Here is a 24,748-nt window from a genome sequence, read left to right as displayed (position 1 = left end):
AAGAACCCGGGCGCGCCGCCCGGCGTGGGAAGGTAGGTCACATGGCAAAGACCCGCGTACATGACCTCGCAAAGGAATACGGGATGTCGAGCAAGGAGATGCTCGACCACCTCAAGGACATGAAGATCCCGGCCAAGTCGGCCTCGTCGACCCTCGAGGACGCCTACGTGTCCATGGTCCGCAAGAAGCTCAAGCCCATCCTCGAGGCCCGCGCCGCCGAGATCGAGGCGGCCAAGGCCGCCGAGGAGGCCGCCAAGGCCGAGGAGGCGCGCATCGCCGCCGAGAAGGCCGAGGCCGAGCGCATCGAGGCCGAGCAGCGCCGCGAGCGCGAGCGCGCCGAGGAGGAGCGCCGCCGCGCCGCCGCCGAGGCCGCGCGCAAGAAGGCGGAGGCCGAGAAGGCCGAGGCGGAGCGCCTCGCCCGCGAGGAGGCCGAGCGCAACCGCGTGCGCGACAACGCGCCCAAGTCCGTCCCCTCCTTCTCGTCGCTGCTCGACCAGATCGCGCAGCAGGAGGAGGTCCTCAAGCGCCAGGCCGAGGAGGCCGCGCAGAAGAAGGCCGAGGGCCAGGGTGGCCGCCGTCGCTCCGAGGCCCCCGCGCGCCGCGGCTCCGCCGCCGCCTCCGGCCCCGCGTCCGACCCGGGCTCCGCGCCCGCCGGCGACTCCGGCGACGGCCGTCGCCGCGGCAAGAAGGGCCGTCGCGGCTCCGAGGGCGGCGAGGACCGCTACAGCCGCATGGCCCGCGAGGCCGAGGCCTACAACAGGAGCCGCGTCCTCGAGGAGGCGCGCGTCGCCGTCGAGGAGGCCTCCCGCGAGTCCACCGGCCGCCGCAAGCGCCGCAAGGAGCGCCGCCAGAAGCAGGCGGCCGAGGCGGCGATGGAGCAGCGCATCGAGGAGGCCATCGCCAACGACCAGGACCTCTCGCAGCTTGACACCGTGAAGGTCCCGCAGGGCTCCACCGTCCAGGACCTCGCCGAGCTTCTCGGCGTGCCCGCCAACGACATCATCAAGCGCCTGTTCCTCCTGGGCACCCCGCTCACGCTCACCGAGTCCATGTCCGACGAGCTCATCGAGCTCGTGGCCGACGACCTCGGGCGCGACGTCAAGGTCATGACCAAGGAGGAGGAGAACTCCTTCACGTTCTACGACGACCCGGCCGACCTCAAGCCGCGCCCGCCGGTGGTCACGGTCATGGGCCACGTCGACCACGGCAAGACCTCGCTTCTCGACGCCATCCGCCACACCGGCGTGGCCGAGGGCGAGGCCGGCGGCATCACGCAGGCCATCGGCGCCTCCCAGGTCACCGTGGGCGACCGCAAGATCACCTTCATCGACACCCCGGGCCACGAGACCTTCACGGCCATGCGCGCCCGCGGCGCCAAGGTGACCGACATCGTCATCCTGATCGTCGCGGCCGACGACGGCGTCATGCCGCAGACCGTCGAGTCGATCAACCACGCCAAGGCCGCCGGCGTGCCCATCATCGTGGCCGTCAACAAGATCGACAAGCCCGGCGCCAACCCCGACAAGGTCCGCCAGGAGCTCACCGAGTACGGCATCATCCCCGAGGAGTGGGGCGGGCAGAACATGTTCGTCAACATCTCCGCGCGCCAGAAGATCGGCATCGAGGAGCTTCTCGACACCGTCCTTCTCCAGGCCGACGTCCTCGAGCTCAAGGCCAACCCGGACACCTTCGCCTCCGGCAACGTCCTCGAGGCCAAGCTCGACCGCGGCCGCGGCTCGGTGGCCACGGTGCTCGTGACCCGCGGCACGCTGCGTATCGGCGACGCGCTGGTGGCGGGCCTCTCCTACGGCCGCGTCCGCGCGATGCTCGACCCCAAGGGCAACTCCGTCACCGAGGCGGGCCCCTCCGACGCCGTCGAGATCCTGGGCCTGCAGAGCGTGCCGATGGCCGGCGACGAGTTCCGCGTCTTCCAGGACGACCGCGACGCCCGCGACCTCGCCGACCAGCGCGCCCTCAAGGCCCGCATCGAGGAGCAGAACCGCGTCAAGCACGTCACCCTCGAGAACCTCTTCGACACCATGGCCGACGCCGAGGTCAAGGAGCTCAACCTCATCATCAAGGCGGACGTCCAGGGCTCGATCGAGGCGCTCCAGGACTCGCTCGACAAGATGGACCAGTCCGAGGTGCGCATCAACACGATCCACTCCGCCGTGGGCGCGATCACCGAGACCGACGTCGTCCTCGCGGACGCCTCCAACGCCATCATCATCGGCTTTGGCGTGCGCCCGGAGGCCAAGGCCCGCGCCGCGGCCGAGCGCGACGGCGTCGAGATCCGCACCTACAGCGTCATCTACAAGGCGATCGAGGAGATCGACGCCGCCCGCATCGGCATGCTCAAGCCCACCGAGATCGAGGTCCAGACGGGCACGGCCGAGGTTCGTGACACCTTCAAGGTGCCCAAGGTCGGCATCGCCGCGGGCTGCATGATCGTCGAGGGCGAGATCTCCCGCGACGACCAGGTCCGCCTCGTGCGCGACGGCATCGTCGTCTATGAGGGCAAGATTGCCTCGCTGCGCCGCTACAAGGACGACGTCAAGAGCGTCAAGGCCGGCTTCGAGTGCGGCATCGGCCTGGAGAACTTCCAGGACGTCAAGCCCGGCGACCAGATCGAGGGCTTCCGCATCGACCAGGTCGCGCGCACGGAGTAGTCCCAAGAAGGGACAGGATACTTTTGGGACATCGCGGGGCGGGCGTCAGGCCCGCCCCGACCCGCCAGGGGGCATAGCATGAAGCAGAACCAGCACTCGAGAAGGACCAACGAGCTCGCCCGCGAGAAGCTCGCGAGCATCCTGCTCTTTGAGGTCTCCGACCCCGACCTCGCGCTCGTGACCGTCACGGGCGTGGAGGTCTCGATCGACAAGTCCTACCTGCGCGCCTACGTGAGCTGCGACGCCGACCGCTACGACGAGGTCACGGCCGCCCTGGCGCGCGCCAAGGGCCGCATCCGCTCGCTTCTGGGCCGCTCGCTCAGCTGGCGCGTGACGCCGGAGCTGGACTTCCGCATCGACACCACCACCGACGAGGCCGAGCGCATCTCGCGCGCCCTCGAGGAGGTCCCTCCCACGCTCTTCGTGGAGAAGGACGAGTTTGGCTACCCGGTCGGGCAGGCCGAGAAGGCCGACGAGGCCGGGCCGGCCGAGAAGGACGAGGAGTAGGGGGCCGCATGGGAGGCAGCTGCGAGCGCGCCGGCCAGGACGCGCAGTTCGACGCCATCTGCCGGCTCATCGAGGGGGCGCGCACGATCGCTATCTGCGCGCACACCTCGCCGGACGGCGACGCGCTCGGCTCGGGCCTCGCCCTGGCCGAGGTCATCGAGCGCACCTGGCCGGGCCGCGAGGTCACGGGCCTTCTGGCCGACAACGACGTGGTGCCGAGGATCTACGAGTTTCTCCCGGGCGTCGAGCGCCTCGTGCGCGCCTGCGACTACGAGGGAGCGCCGGACCTCTTCATCTGCGTCGACCTCTCCCAGCCGAGCCGGCTCGCCGACGCCCGCGCCGTCCTGGAGCGCTCCGCGCACGTGGCGGTCCTCGACCACCATCCCTGCGACGAGCCCTGCTGGGACGCCGGCGTGGTGCGCCCGGACGCTGCCGCCGCGGGCGTCATCGTGACCGAGTTCGCGCGCCACGCGGGCTGCGAGCTCACGCCCACGATGGCGCAGAACCTGCTCTGCGCCCTCATGACCGACACGGGCTGCTTCCAGTACCAAAACGCCGACGGCGAGGCCTTCCGCGTCGCGAGCGCGCTCGTGGAGGCGGGCGGCTCTCCTTCCGAGGTCTCGCTGCACGTCTACCAGAGCGACCGCCTGAGCTACCTGCACCTCTCCGCCACGGTGATGGGCCGCATCGTCACCTTCGAGCGAGGCAAGATCGCCTACAGCTACGCCACCTCGGCCGACTTCGCGGCCACGGGCGTGCCCGTGGCCGAGTGCGACGGCCTCGTCGACCTCGTGCGGCGCGTGGACGGCTGCGAGGTGGCGCTCTTCCTCAAGGAGGTGCCCGGCGGCAAGGTGCGCGGCAACCTGCGCGCCAAGTCCGCCCGCGACATCTCCGCCATCGCGCGCGAGATGGGCGGCGGCGGGCACCCGGCGGCGGCCGGGTTCACCGTCGAGGGTGACATCGACCAGGCCCTCTCCACGGTCCTGCCCAAGCTGCGCGCCCTCTACGCCGAGGTGCCCGCGTCCGCGGGGCTCTGACCTTGGCCCGCCGTCCGAGCGCGTTCTCCGCGCTCATCGCCATAGACAAGCCGGCCGGATGTACGAGCCACGACGTCGTCTCCCGCGTCCGCCGCGCGGTGGGCGAGAAGCGCGTGGGCCACGCCGGCACGCTCGACCCGGCGGCAACCGGCGTGCTCGTCGTGGGCATCGGCCAGGCGACCAAGCTCCTGGGCCTGCTCACGCTCGACCGCAAGGGCTACCGCGCCACCTTCCAGCTGGGCGCCGAGACCACGACCGACGACGCCGAGGGCGAGATCACCCGCACCGCCGAGGTGGCCGCGGAGCTGCTCGACCCGGCGCGGGCGGCTGCAGCGGTGGCGGCCCTCGTGGGCGAGCACGACCAGGTCCCGCCGTCCTTCTCGGCCGTCTCCGTGAACGGGCGGCGCGCCTACGACGCCGCGCGCGCCGGCGAGGCGCTCGAGCTCAAGGCCCGGCGCGTTTGCATCTATGGCGCCGAGCTCAAGCGCGTTGACCCCGAGGCTTGCACCTGGGAGCTCGACCTCGACGTCTCCAAGGGCACCTACGTGCGCAGCATCGCGCGCGACCTGGGCCGCGACCTGGGCTGCCTCGCGCACGTCTGCGCGCTCGAGCGCACCTTCGCCGGGCCCGTTACGCTCGCGGACTGCGTGAGCCTCTCCGAGCTCGAGGCCGGCGGCGCCGAGCTCGTGCGCGAGCGCTGCCTCGACCCCGTGGCCGTGCTCGGCCTGCCCGCGCGCGAGCTTTCGCTCGACGAGATCGCCGACGTCTCCAACGGCCGCCGCATCGACGCGGCCGGCGTCGCCCACGGCACGCGCGTGGCCCTCACCCTGGGCGGCGGGCTCGCCGGCATCTGGCGCTGCGACGGGCGCCACCTCGTGTGCGAGACCAACTTCCCCCAGGCCATCGAGGGGGTGCGCTGATGCCTGCACAAAGGGGACGTGTTATTTCGTGCAGACGCTTTGGGACAGGTTTTCCGTCGCCGCTCGACGGCGGCGAGAAGGACCTCGCGTCGGCGCTCCGCGCGCTCTCGCCGGAGCGCCCGCTCGACGCCGCCGCCTCCCGCGACCTCGTGCGCGACGCCCTCGTGGCCGCCCGGCCCCTCGCGAGGGTATGTACACCCATCCAGGAGGGTATGTACACCCGGCTTCAAGGTTATTCTCGCAAAACCGCAGGTCAAAGCCTTGGACGAGAAGAACCGACGAGCCGCGAGGTGTACACACCCTCTGGGCGGGGCGTACATACCCTCGACCAGGCGACGCGTCCCCGTGCCGTGTGCGCGATCGGGGCCTTTGACGGCGTGCACCTGGGCCACCGCGCCCTGATCGCCCAGGCGCGCGAGGAGGCGGACGCGCGCGGCGACGAGCTCGTGGTCGTGACGTTCTCGCCCGACCCGTCCGTCGTCCTCGCCCCGAGCCATCCCCAGCGCATGCTGCTGGACGACGAGGCGCGCCTGCGCGCCCTGGGGTCGGCCGCAGGCGTCGACCGCCTCGTCGTCCTGGACTTCACGCCGGGGCTCGCCTCCCTCCCGTACGACCGCTTCGTGCGGGAGACGCTGGGCGAGCTCGTCGACCTCGACTGCATCGTCGTGGGCGCTGACTTTCGCCTGGGCGCCGCCGGCGCGGGAGACGTCGCCGCCCTCTCCGAGCTGGGACGCATTGACGGCTTTGACGTCGTTGGCATGGAGCTCGCCGACGAGGGCGGCGCCCCGATCACCGCCACGCGCATCCGCGCCCTGCTCGCGGAGGGCGCCGTCGAGGAGGCCGCCGGGCTGCTCGGCCGCTGCCACTACGTGAGCGGCACGGTCGAGCACGGCCGCGGCGAGGGCACGGGCTTTGGATTCCCCACGGCCAACGTGCGCGTGGGAGAGGGCGTCGCGCTCCCGGCCGAGGGCGTCTACGCGGGCTACGTCGCCTGCGGGGGCGTCGCCTGGCCGGCCGCGATCAACGTGGGCAAGCCCAGGTCCTTCTCGCCCGGCGAGCAGGGCGAACCCTTCCTGGAGGCCACGCTTCTTGGCTTTAAGGGGAATCTCTACGGCTCGCGCGTGAGCGTGGTCTTTGCGCGCTGGCTGCGCGCCCCGCGCACCTTTGGCTCCGTGGAGGAGCTGGAGCGCGTGGTCCTGGGCAACGTCGACTGGGTGCGAAGCACGCTGGGCGAGAAGAACGTCGAGCTCGCAGGGGAGGTGGCGTCGTGATCACCGACGAGGACAAGGAGCGGGTCCGCCAGGCCACGGACTTCGTGCGGCTGGTCTCCGAGACCGTGGAGCTGCGCCAGCGGGGCCAGGAGTTCTGGGGCTGCTGCCCCTTCCACGGCGAGAAGACCCCGTCGTTCAAGGTGAACCCCGCCACGGGGCTCTGGCACTGCTTTGGCTGCGGGGAGGGCGGCGACGTCTTCTCCTACGTCCAGCGCCGCGAGAACCTCGAGTTCCCGGACGCGATCCGCTACCTCGCGGACCGCGCGGGCATCGAGATCTCCGAGGAGCGCGGCGCTCGGCGCGGGCCCCGCAAGACCCGCCTCATGGAGGCCCTCGGCGAGGCCGAGGCCTACTACCACCTCATGCTCATGCGCGGTCGCGGCGAGGGGCCCGACGCCGCCCGCCGCTACCTCGCGGGCCGCGGCTTTGGCTCGGACGTGTGCCGGCGCTGGGGCCTGGGCTTTGCGCCCGGGCACGGCCAGCTCGTGGCGCAGCTGCGCTCCAAGGGCTTCTCGACCGCCGAGCTCGTCTCGGCCGACCTCGCCTACGAGCGCTCGGGCCGGATCACCGACCGCTTCTTCGACCGCGTGATGTTTCCCATCCACGACGAGCTGGGCCGCACGATCGCCTTTGGCGGGCGCATCCTGGGCGCCAAGCGCGACGGCGTGGCCAAGTACGTGAACACGCGCGACACGCCCGCCTTCAACAAGGGCAAGCACCTCTTTGCCTACGACCGCGCCAAGGAGGGCATGGCCGCCACGGGAGAGGCCATCGTCTGCGAGGGCTACACCGACGTCATCGCCATGCACGAGGCGGGCTTCACCAACGCGGTGGCCGCGCTCGGCACGGCCTTTCGCCTCGACCACGTGCGCCTCATGGAGCGCCAGCGCGTGAGCCGGATCATCTGCATGTTCGACGGCGACGCCGCCGGCCAGCGCGCGGCGGAGCGGGCGGTGCGCTACCTCGACAAGACCTCGGCGGCGCTTCTGTGCGTGGTGCTGCCGGGCGGGCAGGACCCGATGGAGTACCTGGCCGACCACGGCGCCGAGGCGCTGCGCCGCGAGCTCGCCGGCGCCCGCCCGCTCATGGACTTCGTCTTCGAGAAGCGCCTGGCGGGCCACGACCTCACCTCTCCCGGCCGGCGCGTGCGCGCCCTCGAGGACATGGCGTCGCTGCTCGCGCCGCTCAAGCGCTCGGTCCTTCTCGACGAGTACGCCACGCGCCTGGCGGACACCCTGGGCATGGACGTCGCCGAGACCAAGCGGGCCATCCGCGAGGCCAAGGTCGTGGAGCTCGACGAGGAGCGCCCCGCGCGCGCCTCGCAGGCGCCCGAGCGCCCGAGGAGAGGGGAGCCCCGCCGCGCGGGCCGCGACGCCACGACCTTCTCACCCGACGCCGACGAGGGCGCCGCGCCCGACGACTACGTGCCCGCCGAGGCCTACGAGTCCGCCGCCCCGGCCCCGCCCGCGACCTCGATGCGGGCGCTCTCGGCCGACGAGCGCATGCAGGTGACGGCCGAGCGCGAGCTGCTCTGCGCGATGGCGCAGCGCCCGGACGCCCTGCGCGCCTACGAGGAGCGCATCGCGTCGCTTTGCTGGTCGGACGCCCGGCACGAGGCGATGGCGTGGGCGATGCTGTCCACGCCGCGCGGGACGAGCCCCGCCGAGGTGGTCGCCGCCGCGACGACGGTCACGCCCGACGCACCGCAGATCCTCTCGGGCGGGCGCGTGATGGACGAGAGCGAGCTCACGGACACCGAGAAGCTCGACCTCATCGTCGACAACGCCGAGCTGTGCTCGTGCCGCCGCAAGATCCGCCAGATCCGCGTGGAGCTCTCGGGCTCCGCCGTGCCCGACGACCGCTCCGAGGCCCTCTTCCAGGAGGCGACCGAGCTGCAGCGCCGGGTGGGGGAGCTCTCGAGGAAGATATCGTCGGTTTCCGCTGACTGATTTTGGGTATACTTCTGACCGTTATTGCGTCGAAGGGACATACGTGGCTGCTACCAAGAAGACCAAGCAGGAAGTGAAGCTCTCCGAGGAGCTGGCCAAGGCCGCCGACGAGATCTCGAACGCCGCCAAGTCCGGCAGCGTCAGCGAGGAGGACGTCCAGGCGGCGCTCCACGACATCGACATCGACGCCGACGAGCTCTCCGACCTCATGGACGCCCTGCGCGCGCGGGGGGTCGAGGTGGGCGCCGCGAGCGCCGCGCCGGAGTTTGCCGTCGACGATGACGACGCCTCGGTCGACGACGACTTCGACGACGACGTCGAGGGAGACTTCGCCGACGACGAGGAGGGCGAGTCCGAGAGCGCCGCGGAGGCCAAGGCGGTGAAGGAGGCCCTGCGCTCCGTCCCCAAGGCCAAGGCCGCCAAGCCCAAGCGCTCCAGCCGCGCCCGCGCGCGCCGCCAGGACACCTCCACCGTCATGCTGACCGGCGACCCGGTGCGCATGTACCTCAAGGAGATCGGCAAGGTCGACCTGCTCACGGCCTCCGAGGAGGTCCACCTCGCCATGAAGATCGAGGCGGGCACCGACGCCACGGCCAAGCTCGAGGCCGCCGAGGCCGGCGAGCTCGAGCTCACCCGCGCCGAGCAGCGCCGCCTCATGCGCATCGAGCAGGTGGGCCTCGACGCCAAGCAGCAGCTCATCTCCGCCAACCTGCGCCTCGTGGTCTCCATCGCCAAGCGCTACGTGGGCCGCGGCATGCTGTTCCTCGACCTCATCCAGGAGGGCAACCTCGGCCTCATCCGCGCGGTCGAGAAGTTCGACTACACCAAGGGCTTCAAGTTCTCCACCTACGCCACGTGGTGGATCCGTCAGGCCATCACCCGCGCGATCGCCGACCAGGCGCGCACCATCCGCATCCCGGTGCACATGGTCGAGACCATCAACAAGCTCATCCGCGTCCAGCGCCAGCTGCTGCAGGACCTCGGGCGCGACCCCACCCCCGAGGAGATCGGCGCCGAGATGGGCATGAGCCCGGACCGCGTTCGCGAGATCCAGAAGATCTCGCAGGAGCCCGTCTCCCTCGAGACGCCCATCGGCGAGGAGGAGGACTCCCAGCTCGGCGACTTCATCGAGGACTCGAGCGCCGTCGCGCCGCCCGAGGCCGCGTCCGACTCCATGCTGCGCGAGCAGCTCGACCAGGTGCTCGACGGCCTGGCGGACCGCGAGCGCAAGGTCATCAAGTTCCGCTTTGGCCTCGAGGACGGGCACCCGCGCACCCTCGAGGAGGTGGGCCGCGAGTTTGGCGTCACGCGCGAGCGCATCCGCCAGATCGAGTCCAAGACGCTGGCCAAGCTGCGCCACCCGAGCCGCAGCGGCCGCCTGAAGGACTACATGGAAGACTAGACGATTTTACAAAACCGCAGGTAGATGGGTATGTTCTTTAGGGTCGCGTCCCAAAATGTCCCAGTGACCCACTATCTGCACCCGAACGGCTTGCGACTAAACGCCTCGGCCACGGTGTCCACGAACGCCGTGGCCGTCGGCTTGTCGTAGTGCTCTCCCGTCACTCCGGGCAGGGCGTGGCCCATCATCTGCTCGACCTTCGAGCGGTCCACCCCCATGTCCCACCGCATGTACGTCTCCCACGACCGTCGGGCCGACCGTGGCTGCCGAACGGTGAGCCCGGCGCCCTCGACCGCCATGCGCCACGACGATCGCAGTCGGTTCTGCGACAGCGGCCGCCCAGACCCGAGGTCGCAGAGCCACACGTCACCGCGACCGCGCGCCTCATCGGCAAGCTCCCAGAGTCGGTCCCCCCAGGGCGGCGGCACGACCACGGGGCGCACGCTCTGGCGGTTCTTGAGCACCCCGTCAGGCGATATGCTGGCATCCGAGTTGACCTGGCGCACCACGCTCGCCACGGTGAGCGTGAGCCCGTGCGACTCTGCTCGCGTCACCTCTTCGAGCTTCACACCGAGGCTCTCGCCGGTGCGGCACGAGCCGAACATCATGAGGATGATCGCCGCCTCGCACGGGAGGCCGCGCGCGGCGGTCGCTATCATGTCAAGCTCGGCGAGCGCGTACGCGCCGTCCTTTGAGTCACGATGTGCCTGCGGCATCTTGTAGGGCCTTCTCGCGACGTTCTCCGCGCACATCCCGTACATCTGCGCGAGGTCGATGGTCTGCCTGAGCAGGGCGAGCGAGTCCACGGCGGGCTTCTGCGTCATGCCGTCCAGCCATGCCTGCACGTCGAGCGGGTCTATGTCCGAGCACATCGAGTCGCCGAACCTCGGGCAGACGTAGCGCCTCCACTTGCTGAGGTACCCGTCGAGCGTCTGCTTGGCGAGCCTACCGCCCGCGACGCGCGCCTCGGCGTCTGGGAGCCACCACGTCTCATAGGCGTGCCTGACCGAGCACGAGCGACTCTGCCTGTTCCTGCCGTACATGACCTTGAGGGCGTCGAGCCTGTCCTCGCCGTCCTGCCACGTGCCCTCTATCGTCTCGCTGTGCCTTGCGTACCCTCGCCCGTCGTGGAGGTCGGCGCGATAACGCAGCCTTCTTCTCCCCGGTCCAGCCGGGTCGTTGCTGCCCCATGTGCGCCGCGTCTTCTTCCGTCGCTTTCGTGGCATAATTGTGCCCTCCATCCTGTCGTGGGGTGGTGGTATTGAGCGCGGTCGGCCAAGGCCCCGCGCTCCTCGCCCACGTGCCTTGTCTTGGCGGACGCACGTGGGCGGATTGCTATAATCGTCCGTAGTCGGACTAAGGGGCGGGCATGGACGAGCTCGAAGAAGTCAGAATCAAGGCGTGCATCTGGATCATCGGGTTTCCCGTCCTCTACCTTCTCTGGGCGCTCATCCTAAAGGCCGTCACCGGCTCCGAGGTCCTTCCCCTTCCCTGACTCCGCCCTCCTTCCAGCGCTGTACGACACCGACGCCGTGACGCCGAGCGCTAGGGCCGCAGCCGAGAAGACGATGAGCATCGCCCACGTTCCACCGAGAAGAACGATCGCGGCGGACCCGAGGAGCCACGCAAAGAGGATGTAGTCGGGCGGACCGAACTTCGGCTCGAACATCCTGACGGGGAGGTTCGAGACGGTCTGCTCCCTGTACCTCTCGACCCACGCCCGCTCCTTGTCCGACAGGTCGAGTGCTGATAGGCGCTCTATGAGCTCCACTCGTTCGGCGAGGAGCCTCATGCGCCCCCTCGACACGATGAGGTCAGATGCAGTCTTCATGACGAATGCCGCAATGACCATGGCAATTGCCCCGAGCGGACCGACCTCCGTGAAGGTTACCTCGGGCAATCCAAACGTCACCTCCCCTCAACGCGCTCGCAGGCTTGTCTTGGCGGACCCCGCGGGGCCGCGCTCCCATCTCTCACCGCCTCGCTCCCCGACGCCGCCAAGCAAAAGGGGAGCGGGGCGGTTTTTTGTGGCTAGAGGACGTACTGCCCTATGACGCGGTCGAGCCTTCTCACGTCGACCTTGCCCTGAAGCTTCAGCTTGACGTGCCCGGCGCGGGTCCAGAACTCAAGCTCGCTGTTGATGTCGAAGTGCCCCTGGTTCTCGCTCGACCACATGTCTACGGACTTCCATGGGAGCGAGTAGACCTCGACCTTCTTTCCGGTGATGCCCTGCGCGTCCCTCATGATCAGCCGCTTGTCCGTGATGATCGCGACGTCGCGCACGGTCTTATAGGCTGCGATTGCCTTTTCTCCGGGGACCATGACGTCCGCGGCATCCTTTGGGATGTCGCACTCTGACACGAACGTCCAGTTGAGCATGTCGGGTGACTCAGCCATCTTCTCTCTCCTTTTCCTTGATGTACTTCACAACGCCCGGCGCGAGCGACCACGTGAGCATTCCGCTCCCGTCACACCGCCTTGCTCACGTCAGACGGAACAGGCTCCGAGACGCGCGCTCTCTTGGGCGGAGTTCGCGGCGCCAGACGCCATCTCCTTTGCTCTATCGAAAAGTCCCATAGCTACTCTCCTTCTTCCTTGTCTGCTTGGAACCAAACAACCACACCAATGAGCCTTACCGGGTCCTCCCCGGTGAGGATGATGTCCTCATGTTCAGAAAAGCTGTCGGCAGTAAGCATGAGCGACGACTGACCACGGTAGTAGCAGCGGAGCACGCTGCGCCCGTCCTCGAACTCGGCGACCACGGCTCGCCCGTTCAACGGCTCCATGTCGGGGTCCACGAGTATGAGGCATCCGTCTGGGTAACGGCGGTTCATGCAGTCTCCCTCGACCTTTAGCGCGAAGCACCCGGGGTGTCGAGAGACCACGCCCTCGGGGAACTCCGCGTCATAGTCGCTCTCGTCCTCGTCCATGCGATCGCCAGCGTGGGTGCGGCCGAGCACGCGGACGGGGACCATCGCGGAGGTGCCGCGCACGGGGATGGCGTTGGCGGGGAGTTGAGACTTTACCGGCTCGTCAGAGACTATGTCAGACGAGGTGACGTGAAACACTCCGGCGAGCTTCTGAACCATTCCCATTCGAGGGTTGGACCATCCGTTCTCCCATTGGGTGACGGTCGATCGCGCTACGCCCAGCTTTTCGGCAAGCTCCTCTTGGGTCATCCCAGCTCTGTCTCTGAGCTGCTTGATGTTTGTGCCGACCGACATGTCTTCTCCTCTCGGTCAACTTTTTACAACATTTTAGGCGATTTAACTTGACACGCCAATGTTTGTTTAGTTACCATCGACAGCGTCGAGAGGAGGGAAATGAACACGCTCAAAGCAGTCAGAGAGAGCCGAGGCGTCAAGCAGAAGGCCGTGGCCGAACACCTGGGCGTATCTCGGCAAACGTACAGCCGTTACGAGAACAAGCAGGAGAAGATGAGCATCGAGCAAGCCAAGGCGGTCTGCTCATTCCTGCACTGTGACCTCGCGGATATTTTTTTGCCTGAAGAGGTCAACTAAACAAACATAGACAGCCCCGACAAGGTGTTTAGCGACGGTCAGAGAGCCGCCCGGGCGGGGTCAGTGAATCAGGGTTTGTCGGCTTCCCCAAAGAAGGAAACCGTCGGTGCGGGCTCCGTTGCGACGACCCGCACGAGTCGAGAGCGCCTGGATGGGCGCACGGGCGTTCCCACCGCAAGGTGCCGTGCGCCGACCCCGGCGCTCTCGAAAGCACTGCGCGCGCCAGCCACGGTGGCGGCTTGCGGGCGCACGGGCAAAGGGCCTGCCATGCTCCTCTCCTCCCGTGCGCACCCCTCATGACTCGGCGAGCCGTCGCCGTGGTGGGCGCGTGGATTTGCCGGCGTGCGCGCCGGAGAGACAGAAAGATGGCCCCGTGGTGCTGGCACACCGCGAGGCCGCGACCAATGGAAGGTGGTCGAGATGATTATACCGAACGACTACGAGATTCCCGCCCCCGAGTCGGGGGAGCACCCGGTGAGCGTGCGCAGGGCCGCCCAGCTCACGGGCTACAGCACGCACGTCATCAACGCCCGCGTGCGGCGCGGAATCCTGCCCAGCTGCATGCCGATGGGCTGCCAGCGAGGCCGCATGGTCTACGTCTCGCAGCTCAGGGCCGTCATGGAGGCGCCGGAGGTGGTCGCATGCTCCTAGAGATCATCGCCGGCACGCACCCCGCCATGGTCCGCGCCGGGGCGTGGCTCGACGCCCACCCGCGCGTGGCGCTGGCTCTCTTTGCGATCTGCGCCCTCGCCAGCATGGTGGTGGCGTAGATGGCCAAGCGATGGACGAAGATGCCGCCCGACGCGGCCGCGCCCAAGTGGGAGCGCTGGGCCCACGAGATGCTGCGACGCGGCTTCACCGCGTGGCAGGTCGCGTCCAAGGCGGGCGTTCCGGAGACGCGCGTCACGCAGGCGTGGCACAGGGAGGAGGAGCGACGTGCAGAGCGAGGCTGAGGCCGTGCGCGCTGCGGAGAGCTGCGTGCTGGGCGCGGCGGAGCGGCACATGGCGGAGCAACCGGTCGAGCGCAGGTGCGTCAACTGCGCCTACTTCCGCGAGTTTGGCGGGACGCTCGGGCTATCTGTCGAGGCGGAGCAAGTGCTGTCCTTCTGCGGGTCGTGCGAATGGGACGGCACGCCCTACGTTGTCGACCGCTCGAACTCAGAAGACATAGAGGAATGCTTCACCCCGAGGAGGGACTAGATGGAGCTGACGGACATTCAGCGCCTCGCCGTGGCCGAGGCCATGGGCAAGGCGATCAAGGAGATGACCAACCCGCGCGGCGGGGCGCACGGGGCGCCGACGCTGCGCACCGAGTGCGACGACGCGCTCAGGGCGGACTTCGAGCAGGACGGCACCGACCGCCGCCGCATCGTCATCAACGGGCAGGAGGTCGGCACGCTCTCGGCGCGCCTCTCCAAGCCCGAGAGCGGCACGCGCGTCGTGGTGAGCGACGGTGGGGAACTGCTCTACTGGCTGCGCAACTCCGATGGCGGGCGCGACGCTCTTGGGCGTCTGCTCGCCGACCCCAAGACCCGGCAGGCGATTGTCGACGCCGCCACCGTCGACGGCGAGCTGCCGGACGGGTGCCGCGTCGAAGACTACGAGAGGCCCGCCGCGTGGCTCGGCACGACATTGCGCGTGGACGTCAAGAAGGTCGGCGCGGCGCTCGGAGCGGAGCTGCCGTCCGCCGTCGTGGGCCTGCTCGGTGGTGGTGAGGAGTGAGCGGGAGGCTTATCGGACAGGCCGAGCGGGACATGCTCGGTAACGACCTCTTCTGGAGGTTCCTCAAGTACGACGACGGAATGTCCGGGCACTTCATAGACCTTAGATGGACCGGCTACAACGACCACGACTGGTGGACGAAATGGTCCAAGGGGGAAGAGGTCAGGGAGCAGGGAGGGCGGAGGTTCCGCATCGACTTCTCGAACTGCAATGTCTACGAGGTGACCGATGCCTAAGACCAAGCCCAAGGCGCTCGGCACGGCGTGGGAGACCGACGTCGTGCGCTACACCAGGTCGCAGCTCGGGGACGAGCGCATAGAGCGCCGCGCCCTCCACGGATCCAAGGACATGGGCGACATCCACGGCCTCTTCGCGCACGGCTACGAGGGCATCATCGAGTGCAAGCGCGTCCGCGACATGGGCGCCAAGGCGCTCGCGGAGTACCAGCGGCAGACGCTCGACGAGCGCGAGAACGCCGACGCCGACTTCGCCCTGCTCGTGGTCAAGAACTTCAACCACTCGGTCGGCGAGGCCTTCTGCTGGGTGACGATGCGCGACCTCGCGCGAATCGCCCTGCCTCTCATGGTCTGCGACGGGTGGCTCGACGCCTCGGACGAGACGTGGGTGTGCATGCCCTACTCGACGGCGTGCGCGCTCATGCGGGGCGACCGGTGAGGGACGAGGGCTGGCAGGCGCGGCTCAGGCGGCAGGTGGAGGAGCGCAGGGAGTGGGCCGAGGGACAGCCCCGCCCGTGGTGGGTCTACGCGGACGGCCTATTCCGGGACGTCTTCGCCGAGGGCGACGACCGCCACGTCATGGACCGAACGCTCTACGGAATGAGGCTCGCCGTGCCGCGTGGCCCGACCGACCGCGAGTCCTGCTCGGTCTACCGCCTCGACGGCGTCGAACACCTCGTGGCAGACGAGAGCGACATGCCCGCCGTGATGCGCTGCGTGCGCATGAGCGGGTACCACGGGAGCTACCGCAGGGCGGGGGAGAGCAAGGAATACAGGTTTTAAGGAGGACCAAGTGTCAGAGATCGTGAAGTACACGACCACGGACGGGCTCGAGTTCGAGCTCACGCCAAAGAAGGTCATCGAGGAGCTGGTGAGCGCCAAGGACCGGCCCGCCATGACCGACCGCAACGTCGCGATGATCATGGCCCGCTGCGCCGCACTGCGCATGAACCCGCTCGCCGGGGACTGCCACATCGGCGTCTTCAAGGGGCACCCGACCATCATGCCGAGCATCGACTACTACCAGCGCGTCGCAGCCATGCAGGAGGGCTACGACGGCATGGAGTCCGGCGTCATCGCGAGCTACGGCGACGCCGACCTCAAGAGGTTCGACGGCTGCGTGGTGCCAAAGGGATGGGCCATCGTCGGCGGATGGGCGACGGCCTACGACAAGGGGCGCGGCCACCCGGTGCACATCGAGGTTCCCCTCGAGGAGTACGCCCAGGACAACTCCATGTGGGAGTCAAAGCCCGCGACCATGATCCGCAAGGTCGCAAAGGCGCAGGCGCTGCGCGAGCTCTACCCGGGGTGCTTCAAGGGCACCTACGTCGCCGAGGAGATGCCCGCCGAGGACCCGAGGGCCGTCAGCTACGACGTGCCCGAGCCCGAGGTGCCGGACTTCGATTACGACGAGCCCGACATCGACGCCGTAGACGACTTCATCAAGGAGTACGACCCGCGCAGGATGGCGCAGGACGAGAGCTAAGGAGAGAAATTCATGCGAGCAAACGGAAACCTTCAGGGCGTGACGGCGAAGCAGGGGGGCGCGGGCGGCATGCTCGCCCCCGGCGGCTATGCCTGCCTCATCCATGCAGTAATCGATGGCACGGAGGAGGCGAACCCCTACATCGGTCTTGTCCTCAACGTCCTCGACCCTGGCACCAAGAAGCTCATGTACACGCAGGACCTCGCCGACCCCGAGCAGCACTGGCGTCATACCTACCGCTACTTCGTCAGCGCCTACGACGCCCCCGGCATCGACTGGGCGAAGTACAAGGCCCTCGTCGAGGCCGTGGAGCAGACCACGCAGAACAAGGGCTTCGTCTACCAGGACGTCGACGGAGGCGAGCAGCAGCTCGCGGGCAAGTGGGTCGGCTGCGTCTTCCGGCACTATCTCAAGGTGCCCAAGCGCGGAAAGTACGCAGGACAGCAGCGCGAGGGCGTCGAGCTCTCCTACGTGCTGCCGGCGGCCGACGCGATCGCCGGGAACTTCGACCCCAAGCTCACCGAGCGCCGCGACGCGCGCCCCAAGGAGCTTCAGGGCACCCCGTACCCGCCCGAGCAGCAGGTGGTCAAGGCCCCGCCGGCCCCTGCCCCGCAGCCCGTCGCCCCAGCTCCTGCCTCGGCGCCAGCTCAGGCAGCTCCCGCACCCGTGGTCGCGCCCCCGGCGCCCACGCCCGACATCGCGGACGATGACATTCCATTTTAAGCTAACGCTTTAAAAGCTGACGAATCGACGGGGCCTCTTCGGAGGCCCCTCCCATGCCGCGAGGAGGTGAGACGTGGCAACCGACAGCTTCAAGTTCTGGGACAGCTACTACGACGCGCTCAAGACGCTTGAGACGAGCAATCAGCGTAGCGACTTCATCATGGCGCTGTGTCAGTACGTCTTTGACGGGGTCGATCCTGAGTTCAGCGACAAGATGGTCGAGTTCGGATTCATGCTCATACGAAAGCAGGCCGAGCTATCGAAGGAGATCGCCAACACGGCGAGGGAGAATGGGAAAAGGGGAGGTAGGCCAGCTAAAAAACCAACCACAAAACCGACCCCTAAACCAAGGTCTAAACCGACCTCAAAACCAACGTCAAAAGCGAATAGAAGCGAAGAGAAGCGAAGCGATTCTTGCATGAGTCGCTTGCGCGACTCTGGCGCTTGCGCGCCGGGCGCTGACGCGCCGGCGCCCGCGCCCGACGAGTACGTCGAGCCGTGGGACTCCGGGGACTACCCACCACCTCCGCCGCCACCTAGCCCATGAGCGCGTGGGACGAGGTCATGTCGCGCGACGCCCCCGAGAGGGGGTGGGCCGTCGACTGCTACCTCGGCGGCGCCGAGCCGCTGCCGACCGGCACCCCGCTGGACGGGGCGCTCGGCGGCGGCCTCATGCCGGGAGTGACGGTGCTCGGGGGCGTGGCGAGCGCCGGCAAGTCGGCGATCGCGTGCCAGGCGGCCGCGAGCGTGGCGTCGAGGGGCCTGCGCGTGCTCTACCTCACGCTCGACGACGCGTGGGGCAACGTCGTGGCGCGCTGCATGAGCTCGTGGAGCGTCGCCCACGCCGCGTCCTACGGTGCGGGTCCCTTCTCGTGGTCTCAGCTCCCCGAGATGCGACGCCGGTGGCGCGACCTCTGCGACGCCGACCGATCGCGCGTCGCCTACGAGGGGCGCGACGCCGCCCTCATGGCCGCGAGGGCGTGGGACGAGGGTCCCGGCAGGCGACTCGCGGTCGTGGACTCGGTGACCGAGATAGGCCAGGTGGAGGACATCCTGCGCGACCTGCGCGATGCGGGCGAGCCGCCCGCGCTCGTGGTCGTGGACTATCTCCAGCAGTACCAGGCGGGCTCGCCGGACGTCGACCGCGCGGAGTACAGTCGCGTCTCTGACGTGGCGGCGAGGCTCCAGCGCGTCGCGCTCTGGGGCGGCACGCCCGTGCTCGCCCTCAGCAGCCTGCGCAAGCTCGCGAAGGGGGAGGACGACCCGACCCTCGACTGGTTCCGCGGCTCCGGCGTCGTGGGCTACTCGGCGTGGGCCGCGTGCGTGCTCACGCGGGGGAGGGCCGAGGGCCCGGGGTGGCGCGAGGCGGTCCTGCACGTGGTCAAGAACAAGGGAGGTCGCTCCGGCACGCGCACAAGCTGCGAGCTCTGGGGCGGCTACAGCTACGCGGGGAGGATGCGTGATCAAGAGGGCTGACGTGGACGAGGCCCGCCGCGGCATCTACTGCCCGATGCGCGGCACCGAGGGCCGCTGCATAGGGCAGGCGTGCGCGTGGTGGGTCGACGAGGACGAGGAGCGCGGCCACTGCGCCGTGCTCGACGTGAGGAGGGGTGGGACGGATGCGTAGGACCTTCAGCTGGAGCGAGCCGCCGACGTCCGGGAGGTGGACCCGCGAGGAGTTCGACAAGTGGTGCCACGAGATGCGCGAGCGCCGCGGCTACTCGGTGTGGGCGATCGCGCAGAAGCTCGGCGTTAGCGAGAGCCGCGTGCTCAGCGCCATCGAGCGCGTGAGGGCCGGGCGCTACGACGGCTGAACTCGTGGAGATTCGTGGGCGTCACGAAACGGTCGCTCCGGGGGATTACAGCCGACGCGCGATTTCGACGCGCTCAGCGAGCTTCTAGGCAACTCAAAATCGATTCTAGGAAGGTGGGCACATGGAGGCTAGGACCATCGACCTCGGCGGGGGGTACCGGCTGAGGCGATTCGACGCGCGGAACTGGATGCTCCAGCAGTGGAAGGCCCCAGACCCGGCGAACGGCAGGGCGAAGACGTCGGAGCCGAGATGGAGGGACACGGGCAACTACTTTCAGACGCTCGGCGCCGCCCTCGCCTTCGTCCTCGAGCGCCGCATGCGCGACGAGGGCGGTCCGGACGAGTCGCTGGCCGACGCGATGGCCCGCGCGCAGTCGATCCGCGACGAGCTGATGGCGGTGAGGTAGATGGCGATGTGGACGTGCAAGCGCAGGACGGGGCGCCCCGCGCTCAGCGACTGGGAGCTCGCGGAGCGGGCCGAGCGCATGCGCCACGCCGTGTGGCTGGTGGGGCGCGGCGTGCCCGTGGCGGTTGCGGCGGGCGAGTGCGGCGTTGGCTGCGACGCCCTGCGAAAGGCGGCGAGGAGAGAGGGGGCGGTGGCATGAGCGGAATCGACAGGCTGCGCACCCTCGCGGGGGCGTGGGACGAGTGGGGCCTCGGCGGGGCGCTCGCCGACGTCGCCGACCAGATTGAGCGGGAGCTGCGTGAGGCGCTTGGCGGCAAGGGGCACGACCCCGCCGAGGACGTGAGCATGAGCGCCTACGACCTGCTTCCGCAGGAGGACCGCGACGCGATCGCGTGGGTGCGCGAGCACGGCGGGCTGGACCACGTGCGGGCGGAGTGGCGCAGCCGTGTGCCCTACGACCGCTACGAGCGGAGGCGCCAGCGCCTTCTCGGCCACATCGCCGAGTGCGAGAGGGCGCTGGGGCGCAGGCGTGACGCCATCGCAAGAATCGCGAGCGAGAACGACGCGCTCCGCCTCGAAAGCGCGCAGATGCGCCTCCGCCTCATGCCCGAGGGCATGGAGTGGCCGCGCTACACATCGGGTGAGCTGGTGGAGGTCGGAGACGATGTGGTCGGCCCCGACTACGGCGAGCGCATCCATGTGGACGCGGTCAAGTTCCATGCGAACGGGTTCACGCTCTGCGACAAGAACGGTTTCGACACGTGTTACGAGAGCGACGAACGGTTCGAGCGCCCCGCGCCCAAGGTGCTCGACGCGGACGGGGTGGAGATTCGCGAGGGGGATACGGTCTACGACAAGGACACCGGAGACAGATTTGAGGTCGACGGGTTCTCGCACGACTTCGTCGTATGCACCGACATTGACGCCTGCGAATCAGACCTAGAGATACAGCCCTCGCAACTCACCCACCGCGCCCCCGTCCTCGCGGCGGATGGCAAGCCGCTGCGCGATGGGGAGACGGTGTGGGACGTAGACGGCCGTGGCCCGCTCGCCGTATGGAGCCTCCCCGAAAAGAGCGGTATGCACGTATCGCTGAAAAAGGATGGAACGTTCTACTACCGGCATCCCGAAAAGCTCACCCACGAGCGCCCAGACAGCCTAAACCGATTGGCTGAGGACATCTGCGCGATGGTGGTGGCGTGGCGCTCGAAACAAGACCTCTTCGAAGCCCAAGAGGCTGCTGCTTGGTGCGTCGACGAGAAAACGCTGGGCGCTGCGCTCGACAGCCTCGTGCGTCGCTGCCGCGCGCTGGCTGGTGATGCGTGATGTGCGAGTACTGCGAGGGCGTTGTCGTAACGCCCATCTACGAGCGCAAGAAATATGGCGAGTACTGCTCGGTTGACATCGAACACGACTCAGACGGCTTCTACCTCAACTGCCACCACGACAGCAGCGGATGGGATGCCGTGACCATGGACATCTACCCGAGCATCAACTACTGCCCGATGTGCGGGCGCAAGCTGGCGGAGAGGGGGCAGTGATGAACACCGAGTATGTCTGCATCGCGGTCCCTCTCATCGAGCTGGACACGAGCCTCATACACACCGAGTATCTGCCGAACGAATGCGTCGTGCGGTGCCGGGACTGCCGAAGGTCGTTCGAGGAGCGCGGCGAGCTATGGTGCCGCGGAATCGTCGGTCCGCCAATCGAGCCCGAAGGCTTCTGCGCCTGGGGAGAGAGGGGCGAGTGATGGCCGTCGAAGATGACGTCCGCTCGCTCGACGCCCGCGTCGCAAAGCTCACCCGCGCCGTCGAGAGGTCCGCCGACGCGCAGATAGAGTCCGCCGAGTGGTGCGCGCAGGTGGTGAGCGACATCGGCGACATGAAGGCGGAGATTGTCTGCATGGGCCGCGAGATCTCCCGCATATCCAAGGCGCTCGTCGCGGTCTACGGCAAGCACGTGAAGGCCGAGAAGGCGCTCAAGACCACGGCCACCTACCCCATATCGTCGGGCTACTACGACGCCGAGATCACCGAGATGTACCAGTCCGGCGCCACCGACCGCGACATAGCGCGAGCGCTCGGGTGCCACCCAATGACGGTGTCGCGTCGCAGGCAGGCGATAGGCGTGGAGGGCTGGAGGCGGGATGCGCACTGGACGCCGCGCGAGGACGAGCTGCTCCGGCAGAGGTGCCTCGAGTACGGCACGTGGGCCGACGTCGCGCGCGGCATCGAGGGGCGCGGAGAGCAGGCGTGCCGCTCGCACGGCAAGCGGCTTGGCCTGACCCTCCGCCCAGCGTGGAGGCCGTGGACGGAGGCCGAGCACGAGTACCTGCGCGAGAACTGGGAGGCGGGCACGCCGACCGACGAGATTTGCGCCCGCCTCGGGCGCGGCGAGAAGGCCGTCCGCCAGCGCGCCCACGAGCTCGGCCTCACGCAGTCAGGGAAGCGCAACCGCCTCGCGCTCGACAGCAGCGCAAGACGGTTCTGGGCAAAGGGGGGAGAGTGATGGGCAAGACGATCGAGCTGCCGGACGGGACGCCCCACACCTTCACCGACGAGGAGCTTGAGAGGGGCGAGGCCATGATGGCCCGACTCCGTGAGATGGAGGCGGCGCTCTTGGACGACACCGGGCAGACGGCCCACTCGGAGCAGCTTCTCCCGTGCCCGTTCTGCGGCGGCCGCGCGTGGGTCCAGTACTGGCCGTACCCCGACGACATGGGGTACGAGGCCCGCGTGGTGTGCGGAGGCTGCCACGTCTCCACGTCGAGGGACTACCAGAGCGGCCGCACGACGTACCTGCCGACCGGCGAGGACATCACCAGGCTGCTTGCGATAGAGGCGGCGATACATACGTGGAATCGGAGGGCATGACGATGCAGAGCAAGTGGGTGCAGGTCGGCAGCGTCCGGCGCTTCGACGAGGTCAAACCAGATAAGGCGCAGGTCATGAAGGTTGCGGAAGAATCACTTGAGGTCTTCTCCGCATGGGAGAACTTCCGAGACGACGCGTCTGACGTCAAACGCTCAGCCGTCGTGGACGAGTGCGCGGACGTCATCCAAGCCACGCTCAACCTCGTGGCCGCTCTGGGCGTCGAGGACTTCCGCCCGTGGATGAAGGCGTGCGAGCTGCGCAACCGGAAACGCGGGCGCATCACGGACGGGAAGGTGGACGAGTGAGCGCGACGGGACCCGCCGCCGTGGAGACGTGCCCGGTGTGCGGCTCGCCGATGGCGCGCGGGGAGCGGCTCCGCGTGCAGGTGCTCCGCGAGGCGCCCGTGACCTGGCGCTCGCGCACCTCGTGGACGTGGCAGATGGTCGGCTCGACGCTCGCGTGCCCGGGGTGCGCCGGGGCGGTCGGCGAGCTTCTGAGGAGATTGGGGGAGAGATGATCGGCGAGGCAGTCAGGGAGCTGACACTGGCGCGGAAAGAGGTCGGCGTCGCGCTCGACGCGCTCGCGGGGGGGGGTCGCGTCGGGGACGCGGCCCCTGCGTGCGCCCGCGCCGTCGAGGAGCTGTGCGCGGCCCTCGCGGAGCTGGCATGGTCGGAGTGCGACCGCGCGGTCTATGGGGAAGTGGACGTGAGTGATGGAGACTGAGATTCGTGCCTGCCCGTTCTGCGGGGGCGAGGCGCACGCCGCGCTCGCGGCCTACGCTAGCGGGGCGACGGCGCACGTCGTGTGCGACGCGTGCGGGGCCAAGGTGTATGGCTACGGTCGCGGCGAGCGCGGTCTGCGCGACGCGGTGGAGAGGTGGAACCGCCGCGCGGAGCGCACGTGCGAGCAACGGCGCACGAGGCGCACGTGCCGCGACGTGGGAGGACTTGACAAGTTCGTGTGCTCAGAGTGCGGCGCGTCTCTCTACATGCTCGGCATGTACGACGATCCGACGTATTGGGTCGATGACGTGGCAGCTGCTTTGGAATATTGCCCGAACTGCGGGGCGAAGGTGGTGGACGAATGAGCAAGGAGACCATGGAGCCCAGGACGTTCGAGGACCTGTGGCTGATGCGCGAGACCTCGAAAGAATGGTTCGACGGCCAGCTGAGGCACGAGAACGTTCGCAATGGTGCCTACCCGGAGGTCGGGATGGTTGACAGCATGAGCTGGCACGTCCTGCCGTTCCAGAACAGGGTCAGCGTGGAGCTCCACACCAACGTCATCGAGGAGGTTCGCCAGAACGGCCACTCTATGTCGCTGAGGACCAAGTCGGAGACGCTGGCCAGCTACGACACCATGGAGGCATTCCGCGACAGCGAGTGGTGGGGCCCGACCATGGAGAAGTTCGCCGGAGGGGACGCCGACGCGTCGTGGCTTCGCTCGGTCGAGCTGGACGGCGAGGAGGTTGGCGTCGAGCCCACGTGGGTGGGGTACGGGCCCGACGTCACGCTGTCCGTTGAGGTTGGAAGACGGTACCGCGACTGGCTGGGGAACAATCGGCAGGACAAGGGCCACGGAACGCTTGACGTGAGGGTTGAGCGCATGTCCGGTGAGCTTTGGCTGTGCCATGACGGCCACGAGGTCGAGGGCACGGTGGAGGAGATCGAGGCGGCCATGACGCTGATTGAGCGTCTGGCTGACCTTGGCGTAGAGGTCGGTGACGGGACGATAACGGTGCCGCTTCCGAAGAGCGAGGGCGAGGCTGAAAAATGAGCTACCTAGCGAAGACGCCGGAGGGCCTGCTCCCGTGCCCCCACTGCGGTGGCGAGGCCGAGGCGCGCGACGGCTCTAGCACGACGCCCTACATCCGATGCAAGTCGTGCGGGTGCCGCACGGGGTCGAGCCACGACATTGACAGGCTCAAGGCCGCGTGGAACCGCCGCGTGGAGAGCACGTGCCACTACGTCTACGACAAGGAGATTTGCGCGTGGAGGTGCAGCGAGTGCGGCGGTCTTGAGCCCGTCGGCGACCACGTGCGCTACTGCCCGGACTGCGGCGCGCGCATCGAGGATGAGGTGGGCGAATGAGCGCGGTGGACGTTACACAGACTGTCGGGCGCGATTGGTGGATTCAGCGCACCGGACCATCGGGAAAGCAGCGCTACCCGCAGCGCATCAGGGTTGGAAAACTAGACGCGCCTAGGGTCTACG

At 68.5% G+C, this 24,748-nt stretch carries 40 protein-coding genes; 36 read left to right on the top strand and 4 right to left on the bottom strand.

Annotated elements, in window-relative coordinates:
- Positions 1–41: 41 nt before the first annotated feature.
- The 7 genes from infB to rpoD all read left to right on the top strand — a co-directional run bounded on the left by infB (position 42) and on the right by rpoD (position 9,755).
- Complete coding sequence (gene infB, locus B5F85_RS07140) at positions 42–2,669, top strand: translation initiation factor IF-2 (RefSeq protein WP_087315820.1); 2,628 nt, start codon at positions 42–44, stop codon at positions 2,667–2,669.
- 78 nt (positions 2,670–2,747) lie between these two features.
- The gene (gene rbfA, locus B5F85_RS07135; protein WP_087315818.1) at positions 2,748–3,176 is read left to right on the top strand and encodes a 30S ribosome-binding factor RbfA; all 429 of its coding nucleotides are present in this window, start codon (positions 2,748–2,750) and stop codon (positions 3,174–3,176) included.
- A gap of 8 nt (positions 3,177–3,184) precedes the next feature.
- On the top strand, positions 3,185–4,213 hold the full coding sequence (locus B5F85_RS07130; RefSeq protein ID WP_087315816.1) for a DHH family phosphoesterase: 1,029 nt from the start codon (positions 3,185–3,187) through the stop codon (positions 4,211–4,213).
- 2 nt (positions 4,214–4,215) lie between these two features.
- On the top strand, positions 4,216–5,133 hold the full coding sequence (truB, locus tag B5F85_RS07125) for a tRNA pseudouridine(55) synthase TruB (protein WP_087315814.1): 918 nt from the start codon (positions 4,216–4,218) through the stop codon (positions 5,131–5,133).
- 290 nt (positions 5,134–5,423) lie between these two features.
- Positions 5,424–6,404, top strand: coding sequence for a riboflavin kinase (locus B5F85_RS07120; protein ID WP_158094577.1), 981 nt, complete (start codon positions 5,424–5,426; stop codon positions 6,402–6,404).
- Positions 6,401–8,353, top strand: coding sequence for a DNA primase (gene dnaG, locus B5F85_RS07115; RefSeq protein WP_087315810.1), 1,953 nt, complete (start codon positions 6,401–6,403; stop codon positions 8,351–8,353). The genes B5F85_RS07120 and dnaG overlap by 4 nt, the downstream gene beginning before the upstream one ends.
- A gap of 43 nt (positions 8,354–8,396) precedes the next feature.
- Positions 8,397–9,755 (top strand): RNA polymerase sigma factor RpoD, encoded by a 1,359-nt coding sequence (rpoD, locus tag B5F85_RS07110; RefSeq protein WP_087315808.1) that lies wholly within the window; start codon positions 8,397–8,399, stop codon positions 9,753–9,755.
- Positions 9,756–9,826: 71 nt separating this feature from the next.
- On the opposite strand, the gene B5F85_RS07105 is transcribed toward rpoD, so the two are convergent.
- Positions 9,827–10,981, bottom strand: coding sequence for a tyrosine-type recombinase/integrase (locus tag B5F85_RS07105; protein WP_087315806.1), 1,155 nt, complete (start codon positions 10,979–10,981; stop codon positions 9,827–9,829).
- 143 nt (positions 10,982–11,124) lie between these two features.
- Between B5F85_RS07105 and B5F85_RS10925 the strand changes: the two genes are divergently transcribed.
- Positions 11,125–11,250, top strand: a complete 126-nt coding sequence (locus B5F85_RS10925) for a hypothetical protein (protein WP_255373643.1) — start codon at positions 11,125–11,127, stop codon at positions 11,248–11,250.
- Here the strand turns inward: B5F85_RS10925 and B5F85_RS07100 are convergent.
- The 3 genes from B5F85_RS07100 to B5F85_RS07090 all read right to left on the bottom strand — a co-directional run bounded on the left by B5F85_RS07100 (position 11,209) and on the right by B5F85_RS07090 (position 12,979).
- Complete coding sequence (locus B5F85_RS07100) at positions 11,209–11,655, bottom strand: hypothetical protein (protein ID WP_087315804.1); 447 nt, start codon at positions 11,653–11,655, stop codon at positions 11,209–11,211. The two genes, B5F85_RS10925 and B5F85_RS07100, sit on opposite strands and share 42 nt — an antisense overlap.
- A gap of 131 nt (positions 11,656–11,786) precedes the next feature.
- Positions 11,787–12,152: a PH domain-containing protein gene (locus B5F85_RS07095; RefSeq protein ID WP_087315802.1), complete on the bottom strand. Its 366-nt coding sequence runs from the start codon at positions 12,150–12,152 to the stop codon at positions 11,787–11,789.
- A gap of 182 nt (positions 12,153–12,334) precedes the next feature.
- Positions 12,335–12,979 (bottom strand): XRE family transcriptional regulator, encoded by a 645-nt coding sequence (locus B5F85_RS07090; protein ID WP_087315800.1) that lies wholly within the window; start codon positions 12,977–12,979, stop codon positions 12,335–12,337.
- 99 nt (positions 12,980–13,078) lie between these two features.
- Here B5F85_RS07090 and B5F85_RS07085 point away from each other — a divergent pair, with 99 nt between their 5' ends.
- From B5F85_RS07085 to B5F85_RS06965, 28 genes are all read left to right on the top strand, one after another.
- A complete protein-coding gene (locus tag B5F85_RS07085; RefSeq protein WP_087315798.1) occupies positions 13,079–13,276 on the top strand; it encodes a helix-turn-helix transcriptional regulator in 198 nt (65 codons plus the stop codon).
- Between the two features lie 420 nt (positions 13,277–13,696).
- Positions 13,697–13,927 (top strand): hypothetical protein, encoded by a 231-nt coding sequence (locus tag B5F85_RS07080; protein ID WP_087315796.1) that lies wholly within the window; start codon positions 13,697–13,699, stop codon positions 13,925–13,927.
- A complete protein-coding gene (locus B5F85_RS10920) occupies positions 13,918–14,046 on the top strand; it encodes a hypothetical protein (RefSeq protein WP_255373642.1) in 129 nt (42 codons plus the stop codon). The genes B5F85_RS07080 and B5F85_RS10920 overlap by 10 nt, the downstream gene beginning before the upstream one ends.
- Positions 14,047–14,229 (top strand): hypothetical protein, encoded by a 183-nt coding sequence (locus tag B5F85_RS07075; RefSeq protein WP_087315794.1) that lies wholly within the window; start codon positions 14,047–14,049, stop codon positions 14,227–14,229.
- Entirely contained in the window at positions 14,213–14,476 is a 264-nt protein-coding gene (locus tag B5F85_RS07070; RefSeq protein WP_087315792.1) for a hypothetical protein, read from the top strand. The genes B5F85_RS07075 and B5F85_RS07070 overlap by 17 nt, the downstream gene beginning before the upstream one ends.
- Positions 14,477–14,998: a hypothetical protein gene (locus B5F85_RS07065; RefSeq protein ID WP_087315790.1), complete on the top strand. Its 522-nt coding sequence runs from the start codon at positions 14,477–14,479 to the stop codon at positions 14,996–14,998. It begins immediately after the preceding gene.
- A complete protein-coding gene (locus tag B5F85_RS07060) occupies positions 14,995–15,234 on the top strand; it encodes a hypothetical protein (protein ID WP_087315788.1) in 240 nt (79 codons plus the stop codon). Before B5F85_RS07065 ends, B5F85_RS07060 begins: the two co-directional genes overlap by 4 nt.
- The gene (locus tag B5F85_RS07055; RefSeq protein WP_087315786.1) at positions 15,227–15,673 is read left to right on the top strand and encodes a hypothetical protein; all 447 of its coding nucleotides are present in this window, start codon (positions 15,227–15,229) and stop codon (positions 15,671–15,673) included. Before B5F85_RS07060 ends, B5F85_RS07055 begins: the two co-directional genes overlap by 8 nt.
- Positions 15,670–16,017, top strand: coding sequence for a hypothetical protein (locus B5F85_RS07050; RefSeq protein WP_087315784.1), 348 nt, complete (start codon positions 15,670–15,672; stop codon positions 16,015–16,017). Before B5F85_RS07055 ends, B5F85_RS07050 begins: the two co-directional genes overlap by 4 nt.
- A 10-nt stretch (positions 16,018–16,027) precedes the next feature.
- Entirely contained in the window at positions 16,028–16,720 is a 693-nt protein-coding gene (gene bet / locus B5F85_RS07045) for a phage recombination protein Bet (protein ID WP_087315782.1), read from the top strand.
- Positions 16,721–16,732: 12 nt separating this feature from the next.
- Complete coding sequence (locus B5F85_RS10560; protein WP_143786153.1) at positions 16,733–17,443, top strand: hypothetical protein; 711 nt, start codon at positions 16,733–16,735, stop codon at positions 17,441–17,443.
- A gap of 73 nt (positions 17,444–17,516) precedes the next feature.
- Positions 17,517–17,990: a DUF6291 domain-containing protein gene (locus B5F85_RS10555; RefSeq protein ID WP_143786152.1), complete on the top strand. Its 474-nt coding sequence runs from the start codon at positions 17,517–17,519 to the stop codon at positions 17,988–17,990.
- Between the two features lie 17 nt (positions 17,991–18,007).
- Positions 18,008–18,919 carry a DnaB-like helicase C-terminal domain-containing protein gene (locus B5F85_RS07035; protein WP_158094576.1) on the top strand — a complete coding sequence of 304 codons (912 nt, stop codon included), beginning with the start codon at positions 18,008–18,010 and terminating at the stop codon, positions 18,917–18,919.
- A complete protein-coding gene (locus B5F85_RS10675; RefSeq protein WP_158094575.1) occupies positions 18,903–19,070 on the top strand; it encodes a hypothetical protein in 168 nt (55 codons plus the stop codon). Before B5F85_RS07035 ends, B5F85_RS10675 begins: the two co-directional genes overlap by 17 nt.
- Positions 19,063–19,257 carry a helix-turn-helix transcriptional regulator gene (locus B5F85_RS07030; protein WP_087315778.1) on the top strand — a complete coding sequence of 65 codons (195 nt, stop codon included), beginning with the start codon at positions 19,063–19,065 and terminating at the stop codon, positions 19,255–19,257. Before B5F85_RS10675 ends, B5F85_RS07030 begins: the two co-directional genes overlap by 8 nt.
- 121 nt (positions 19,258–19,378) lie before the next feature.
- A complete protein-coding gene (locus tag B5F85_RS07025) occupies positions 19,379–19,663 on the top strand; it encodes a hypothetical protein (protein ID WP_087315776.1) in 285 nt (94 codons plus the stop codon).
- Positions 19,664–19,861, top strand: coding sequence for a hypothetical protein (locus B5F85_RS07020; protein WP_087315774.1), 198 nt, complete (start codon positions 19,664–19,666; stop codon positions 19,859–19,861).
- Entirely contained in the window at positions 19,858–20,988 is a 1,131-nt protein-coding gene (locus tag B5F85_RS07015; RefSeq protein ID WP_087315772.1) for a hypothetical protein, read from the top strand. The genes B5F85_RS07020 and B5F85_RS07015 overlap by 4 nt, the downstream gene beginning before the upstream one ends.
- Positions 20,988–21,203, top strand: coding sequence for a hypothetical protein (locus B5F85_RS07010; RefSeq protein WP_087315770.1), 216 nt, complete (start codon positions 20,988–20,990; stop codon positions 21,201–21,203). The genes B5F85_RS07015 and B5F85_RS07010 overlap by 1 nt, the downstream gene beginning before the upstream one ends.
- The gene (locus tag B5F85_RS10670; protein WP_087315768.1) at positions 21,203–21,412 is read left to right on the top strand and encodes a hypothetical protein; all 210 of its coding nucleotides are present in this window, start codon (positions 21,203–21,205) and stop codon (positions 21,410–21,412) included. The genes B5F85_RS07010 and B5F85_RS10670 overlap by 1 nt, the downstream gene beginning before the upstream one ends.
- Positions 21,412–22,170, top strand: a complete 759-nt coding sequence (locus B5F85_RS07000) for a helix-turn-helix domain-containing protein (RefSeq protein WP_087315766.1) — start codon at positions 21,412–21,414, stop codon at positions 22,168–22,170. Before B5F85_RS10670 ends, B5F85_RS07000 begins: the two co-directional genes overlap by 1 nt.
- A complete protein-coding gene (locus tag B5F85_RS06995) occupies positions 22,170–22,535 on the top strand; it encodes a Lar family restriction alleviation protein (RefSeq protein WP_143786150.1) in 366 nt (121 codons plus the stop codon). The genes B5F85_RS07000 and B5F85_RS06995 overlap by 1 nt, the downstream gene beginning before the upstream one ends.
- Positions 22,532–22,840 carry a hypothetical protein gene (locus B5F85_RS06990; RefSeq protein WP_143786149.1) on the top strand — a complete coding sequence of 103 codons (309 nt, stop codon included), beginning with the start codon at positions 22,532–22,534 and terminating at the stop codon, positions 22,838–22,840. The genes B5F85_RS06995 and B5F85_RS06990 overlap by 4 nt, the downstream gene beginning before the upstream one ends.
- Entirely contained in the window at positions 22,837–23,052 is a 216-nt protein-coding gene (locus tag B5F85_RS06985; protein WP_087315760.1) for a hypothetical protein, read from the top strand. Before B5F85_RS06990 ends, B5F85_RS06985 begins: the two co-directional genes overlap by 4 nt.
- Positions 23,049–23,258, top strand: a complete 210-nt coding sequence (locus B5F85_RS06980) for a hypothetical protein (RefSeq protein WP_087315758.1) — start codon at positions 23,049–23,051, stop codon at positions 23,256–23,258. The genes B5F85_RS06985 and B5F85_RS06980 overlap by 4 nt, the downstream gene beginning before the upstream one ends.
- Entirely contained in the window at positions 23,248–23,622 is a 375-nt protein-coding gene (locus tag B5F85_RS06975; RefSeq protein ID WP_087315756.1) for a Lar family restriction alleviation protein, read from the top strand. Before B5F85_RS06980 ends, B5F85_RS06975 begins: the two co-directional genes overlap by 11 nt.
- Positions 23,619–24,311 (top strand): hypothetical protein, encoded by a 693-nt coding sequence (locus B5F85_RS06970; RefSeq protein ID WP_087315754.1) that lies wholly within the window; start codon positions 23,619–23,621, stop codon positions 24,309–24,311. The genes B5F85_RS06975 and B5F85_RS06970 overlap by 4 nt, the downstream gene beginning before the upstream one ends.
- A complete protein-coding gene (locus tag B5F85_RS06965) occupies positions 24,308–24,625 on the top strand; it encodes a Lar family restriction alleviation protein (RefSeq protein ID WP_087315752.1) in 318 nt (105 codons plus the stop codon). The genes B5F85_RS06970 and B5F85_RS06965 overlap by 4 nt, the downstream gene beginning before the upstream one ends.
- The last annotated feature ends 123 nt before the right edge of the window (positions 24,626–24,748 follow it).

The organism is Olsenella sp. An293 (genome assembly GCF_002159495.1).
In the GTDB taxonomy this organism is placed as follows: domain Bacteria; phylum Actinomycetota; class Coriobacteriia; order Coriobacteriales; family Atopobiaceae; genus Thermophilibacter.
This window is presented reverse-complemented; position numbering and strand designations above follow the sequence as displayed.

Coding starts and splice junctions, on each gene's coding strand:
- infB (WP_087315820.1), top strand. CDS start 42: ATGGCAAAGACCCGCGTACATGACCTCGCAAAGGAATACGGGATGTCG.
- rbfA (WP_087315818.1), top strand. CDS start 2,748: ATGAAGCAGAACCAGCACTCGAGAAGGACCAACGAGCTCGCCCGCGAG.
- B5F85_RS07130 (WP_087315816.1), top strand. CDS start 3,185: ATGGGAGGCAGCTGCGAGCGCGCCGGCCAGGACGCGCAGTTCGACGCC.
- B5F85_RS07105 (WP_087315806.1), bottom strand. CDS start 10,981: ATGCCACGAAAGCGACGGAAGAAGACGCGGCGCACATGGGGCAGCAAC.
- B5F85_RS10925 (WP_255373643.1), top strand. CDS start 11,125: ATGGACGAGCTCGAAGAAGTCAGAATCAAGGCGTGCATCTGGATCATC.
- B5F85_RS07095 (WP_087315802.1), bottom strand. CDS start 12,152: ATGGCTGAGTCACCCGACATGCTCAACTGGACGTTCGTGTCAGAGTGC.
- B5F85_RS07090 (WP_087315800.1), bottom strand. CDS start 12,979: ATGTCGGTCGGCACAAACATCAAGCAGCTCAGAGACAGAGCTGGGATG.
- B5F85_RS07085 (WP_087315798.1), top strand. CDS start 13,079: ATGAACACGCTCAAAGCAGTCAGAGAGAGCCGAGGCGTCAAGCAGAAG.
- B5F85_RS07080 (WP_087315796.1), top strand. CDS start 13,697: ATGATTATACCGAACGACTACGAGATTCCCGCCCCCGAGTCGGGGGAG.
- B5F85_RS10920 (WP_255373642.1), top strand. CDS start 13,918: ATGCTCCTAGAGATCATCGCCGGCACGCACCCCGCCATGGTCCGCGCC.
- B5F85_RS07075 (WP_087315794.1), top strand. CDS start 14,047: ATGGCCAAGCGATGGACGAAGATGCCGCCCGACGCGGCCGCGCCCAAG.
- B5F85_RS07065 (WP_087315790.1), top strand. CDS start 14,477: ATGGAGCTGACGGACATTCAGCGCCTCGCCGTGGCCGAGGCCATGGGC.
- B5F85_RS07055 (WP_087315786.1), top strand. CDS start 15,227: ATGCCTAAGACCAAGCCCAAGGCGCTCGGCACGGCGTGGGAGACCGAC.
- B5F85_RS10560 (WP_143786153.1), top strand. CDS start 16,733: ATGCGAGCAAACGGAAACCTTCAGGGCGTGACGGCGAAGCAGGGGGGC.
- B5F85_RS07035 (WP_158094576.1), top strand. CDS start 18,008: ATGTCGCGCGACGCCCCCGAGAGGGGGTGGGCCGTCGACTGCTACCTC.
- B5F85_RS07030 (WP_087315778.1), top strand. CDS start 19,063: ATGCGTAGGACCTTCAGCTGGAGCGAGCCGCCGACGTCCGGGAGGTGG.
- B5F85_RS07025 (WP_087315776.1), top strand. CDS start 19,379: ATGGAGGCTAGGACCATCGACCTCGGCGGGGGGTACCGGCTGAGGCGA.
- B5F85_RS07020 (WP_087315774.1), top strand. CDS start 19,664: ATGGCGATGTGGACGTGCAAGCGCAGGACGGGGCGCCCCGCGCTCAGC.
- B5F85_RS07015 (WP_087315772.1), top strand. CDS start 19,858: ATGAGCGGAATCGACAGGCTGCGCACCCTCGCGGGGGCGTGGGACGAG.
- B5F85_RS07010 (WP_087315770.1), top strand. CDS start 20,988: ATGTGCGAGTACTGCGAGGGCGTTGTCGTAACGCCCATCTACGAGCGC.
- B5F85_RS10670 (WP_087315768.1), top strand. CDS start 21,203: ATGAACACCGAGTATGTCTGCATCGCGGTCCCTCTCATCGAGCTGGAC.
- B5F85_RS07000 (WP_087315766.1), top strand. CDS start 21,412: ATGGCCGTCGAAGATGACGTCCGCTCGCTCGACGCCCGCGTCGCAAAG.
- B5F85_RS06995 (WP_143786150.1), top strand. CDS start 22,170: ATGGGCAAGACGATCGAGCTGCCGGACGGGACGCCCCACACCTTCACC.
- B5F85_RS06990 (WP_143786149.1), top strand. CDS start 22,532: ATGACGATGCAGAGCAAGTGGGTGCAGGTCGGCAGCGTCCGGCGCTTC.
- B5F85_RS06980 (WP_087315758.1), top strand. CDS start 23,049: ATGATCGGCGAGGCAGTCAGGGAGCTGACACTGGCGCGGAAAGAGGTC.
- B5F85_RS06975 (WP_087315756.1), top strand. CDS start 23,248: ATGGAGACTGAGATTCGTGCCTGCCCGTTCTGCGGGGGCGAGGCGCAC.
- B5F85_RS06970 (WP_087315754.1), top strand. CDS start 23,619: ATGAGCAAGGAGACCATGGAGCCCAGGACGTTCGAGGACCTGTGGCTG.
- B5F85_RS06965 (WP_087315752.1), top strand. CDS start 24,308: ATGAGCTACCTAGCGAAGACGCCGGAGGGCCTGCTCCCGTGCCCCCAC.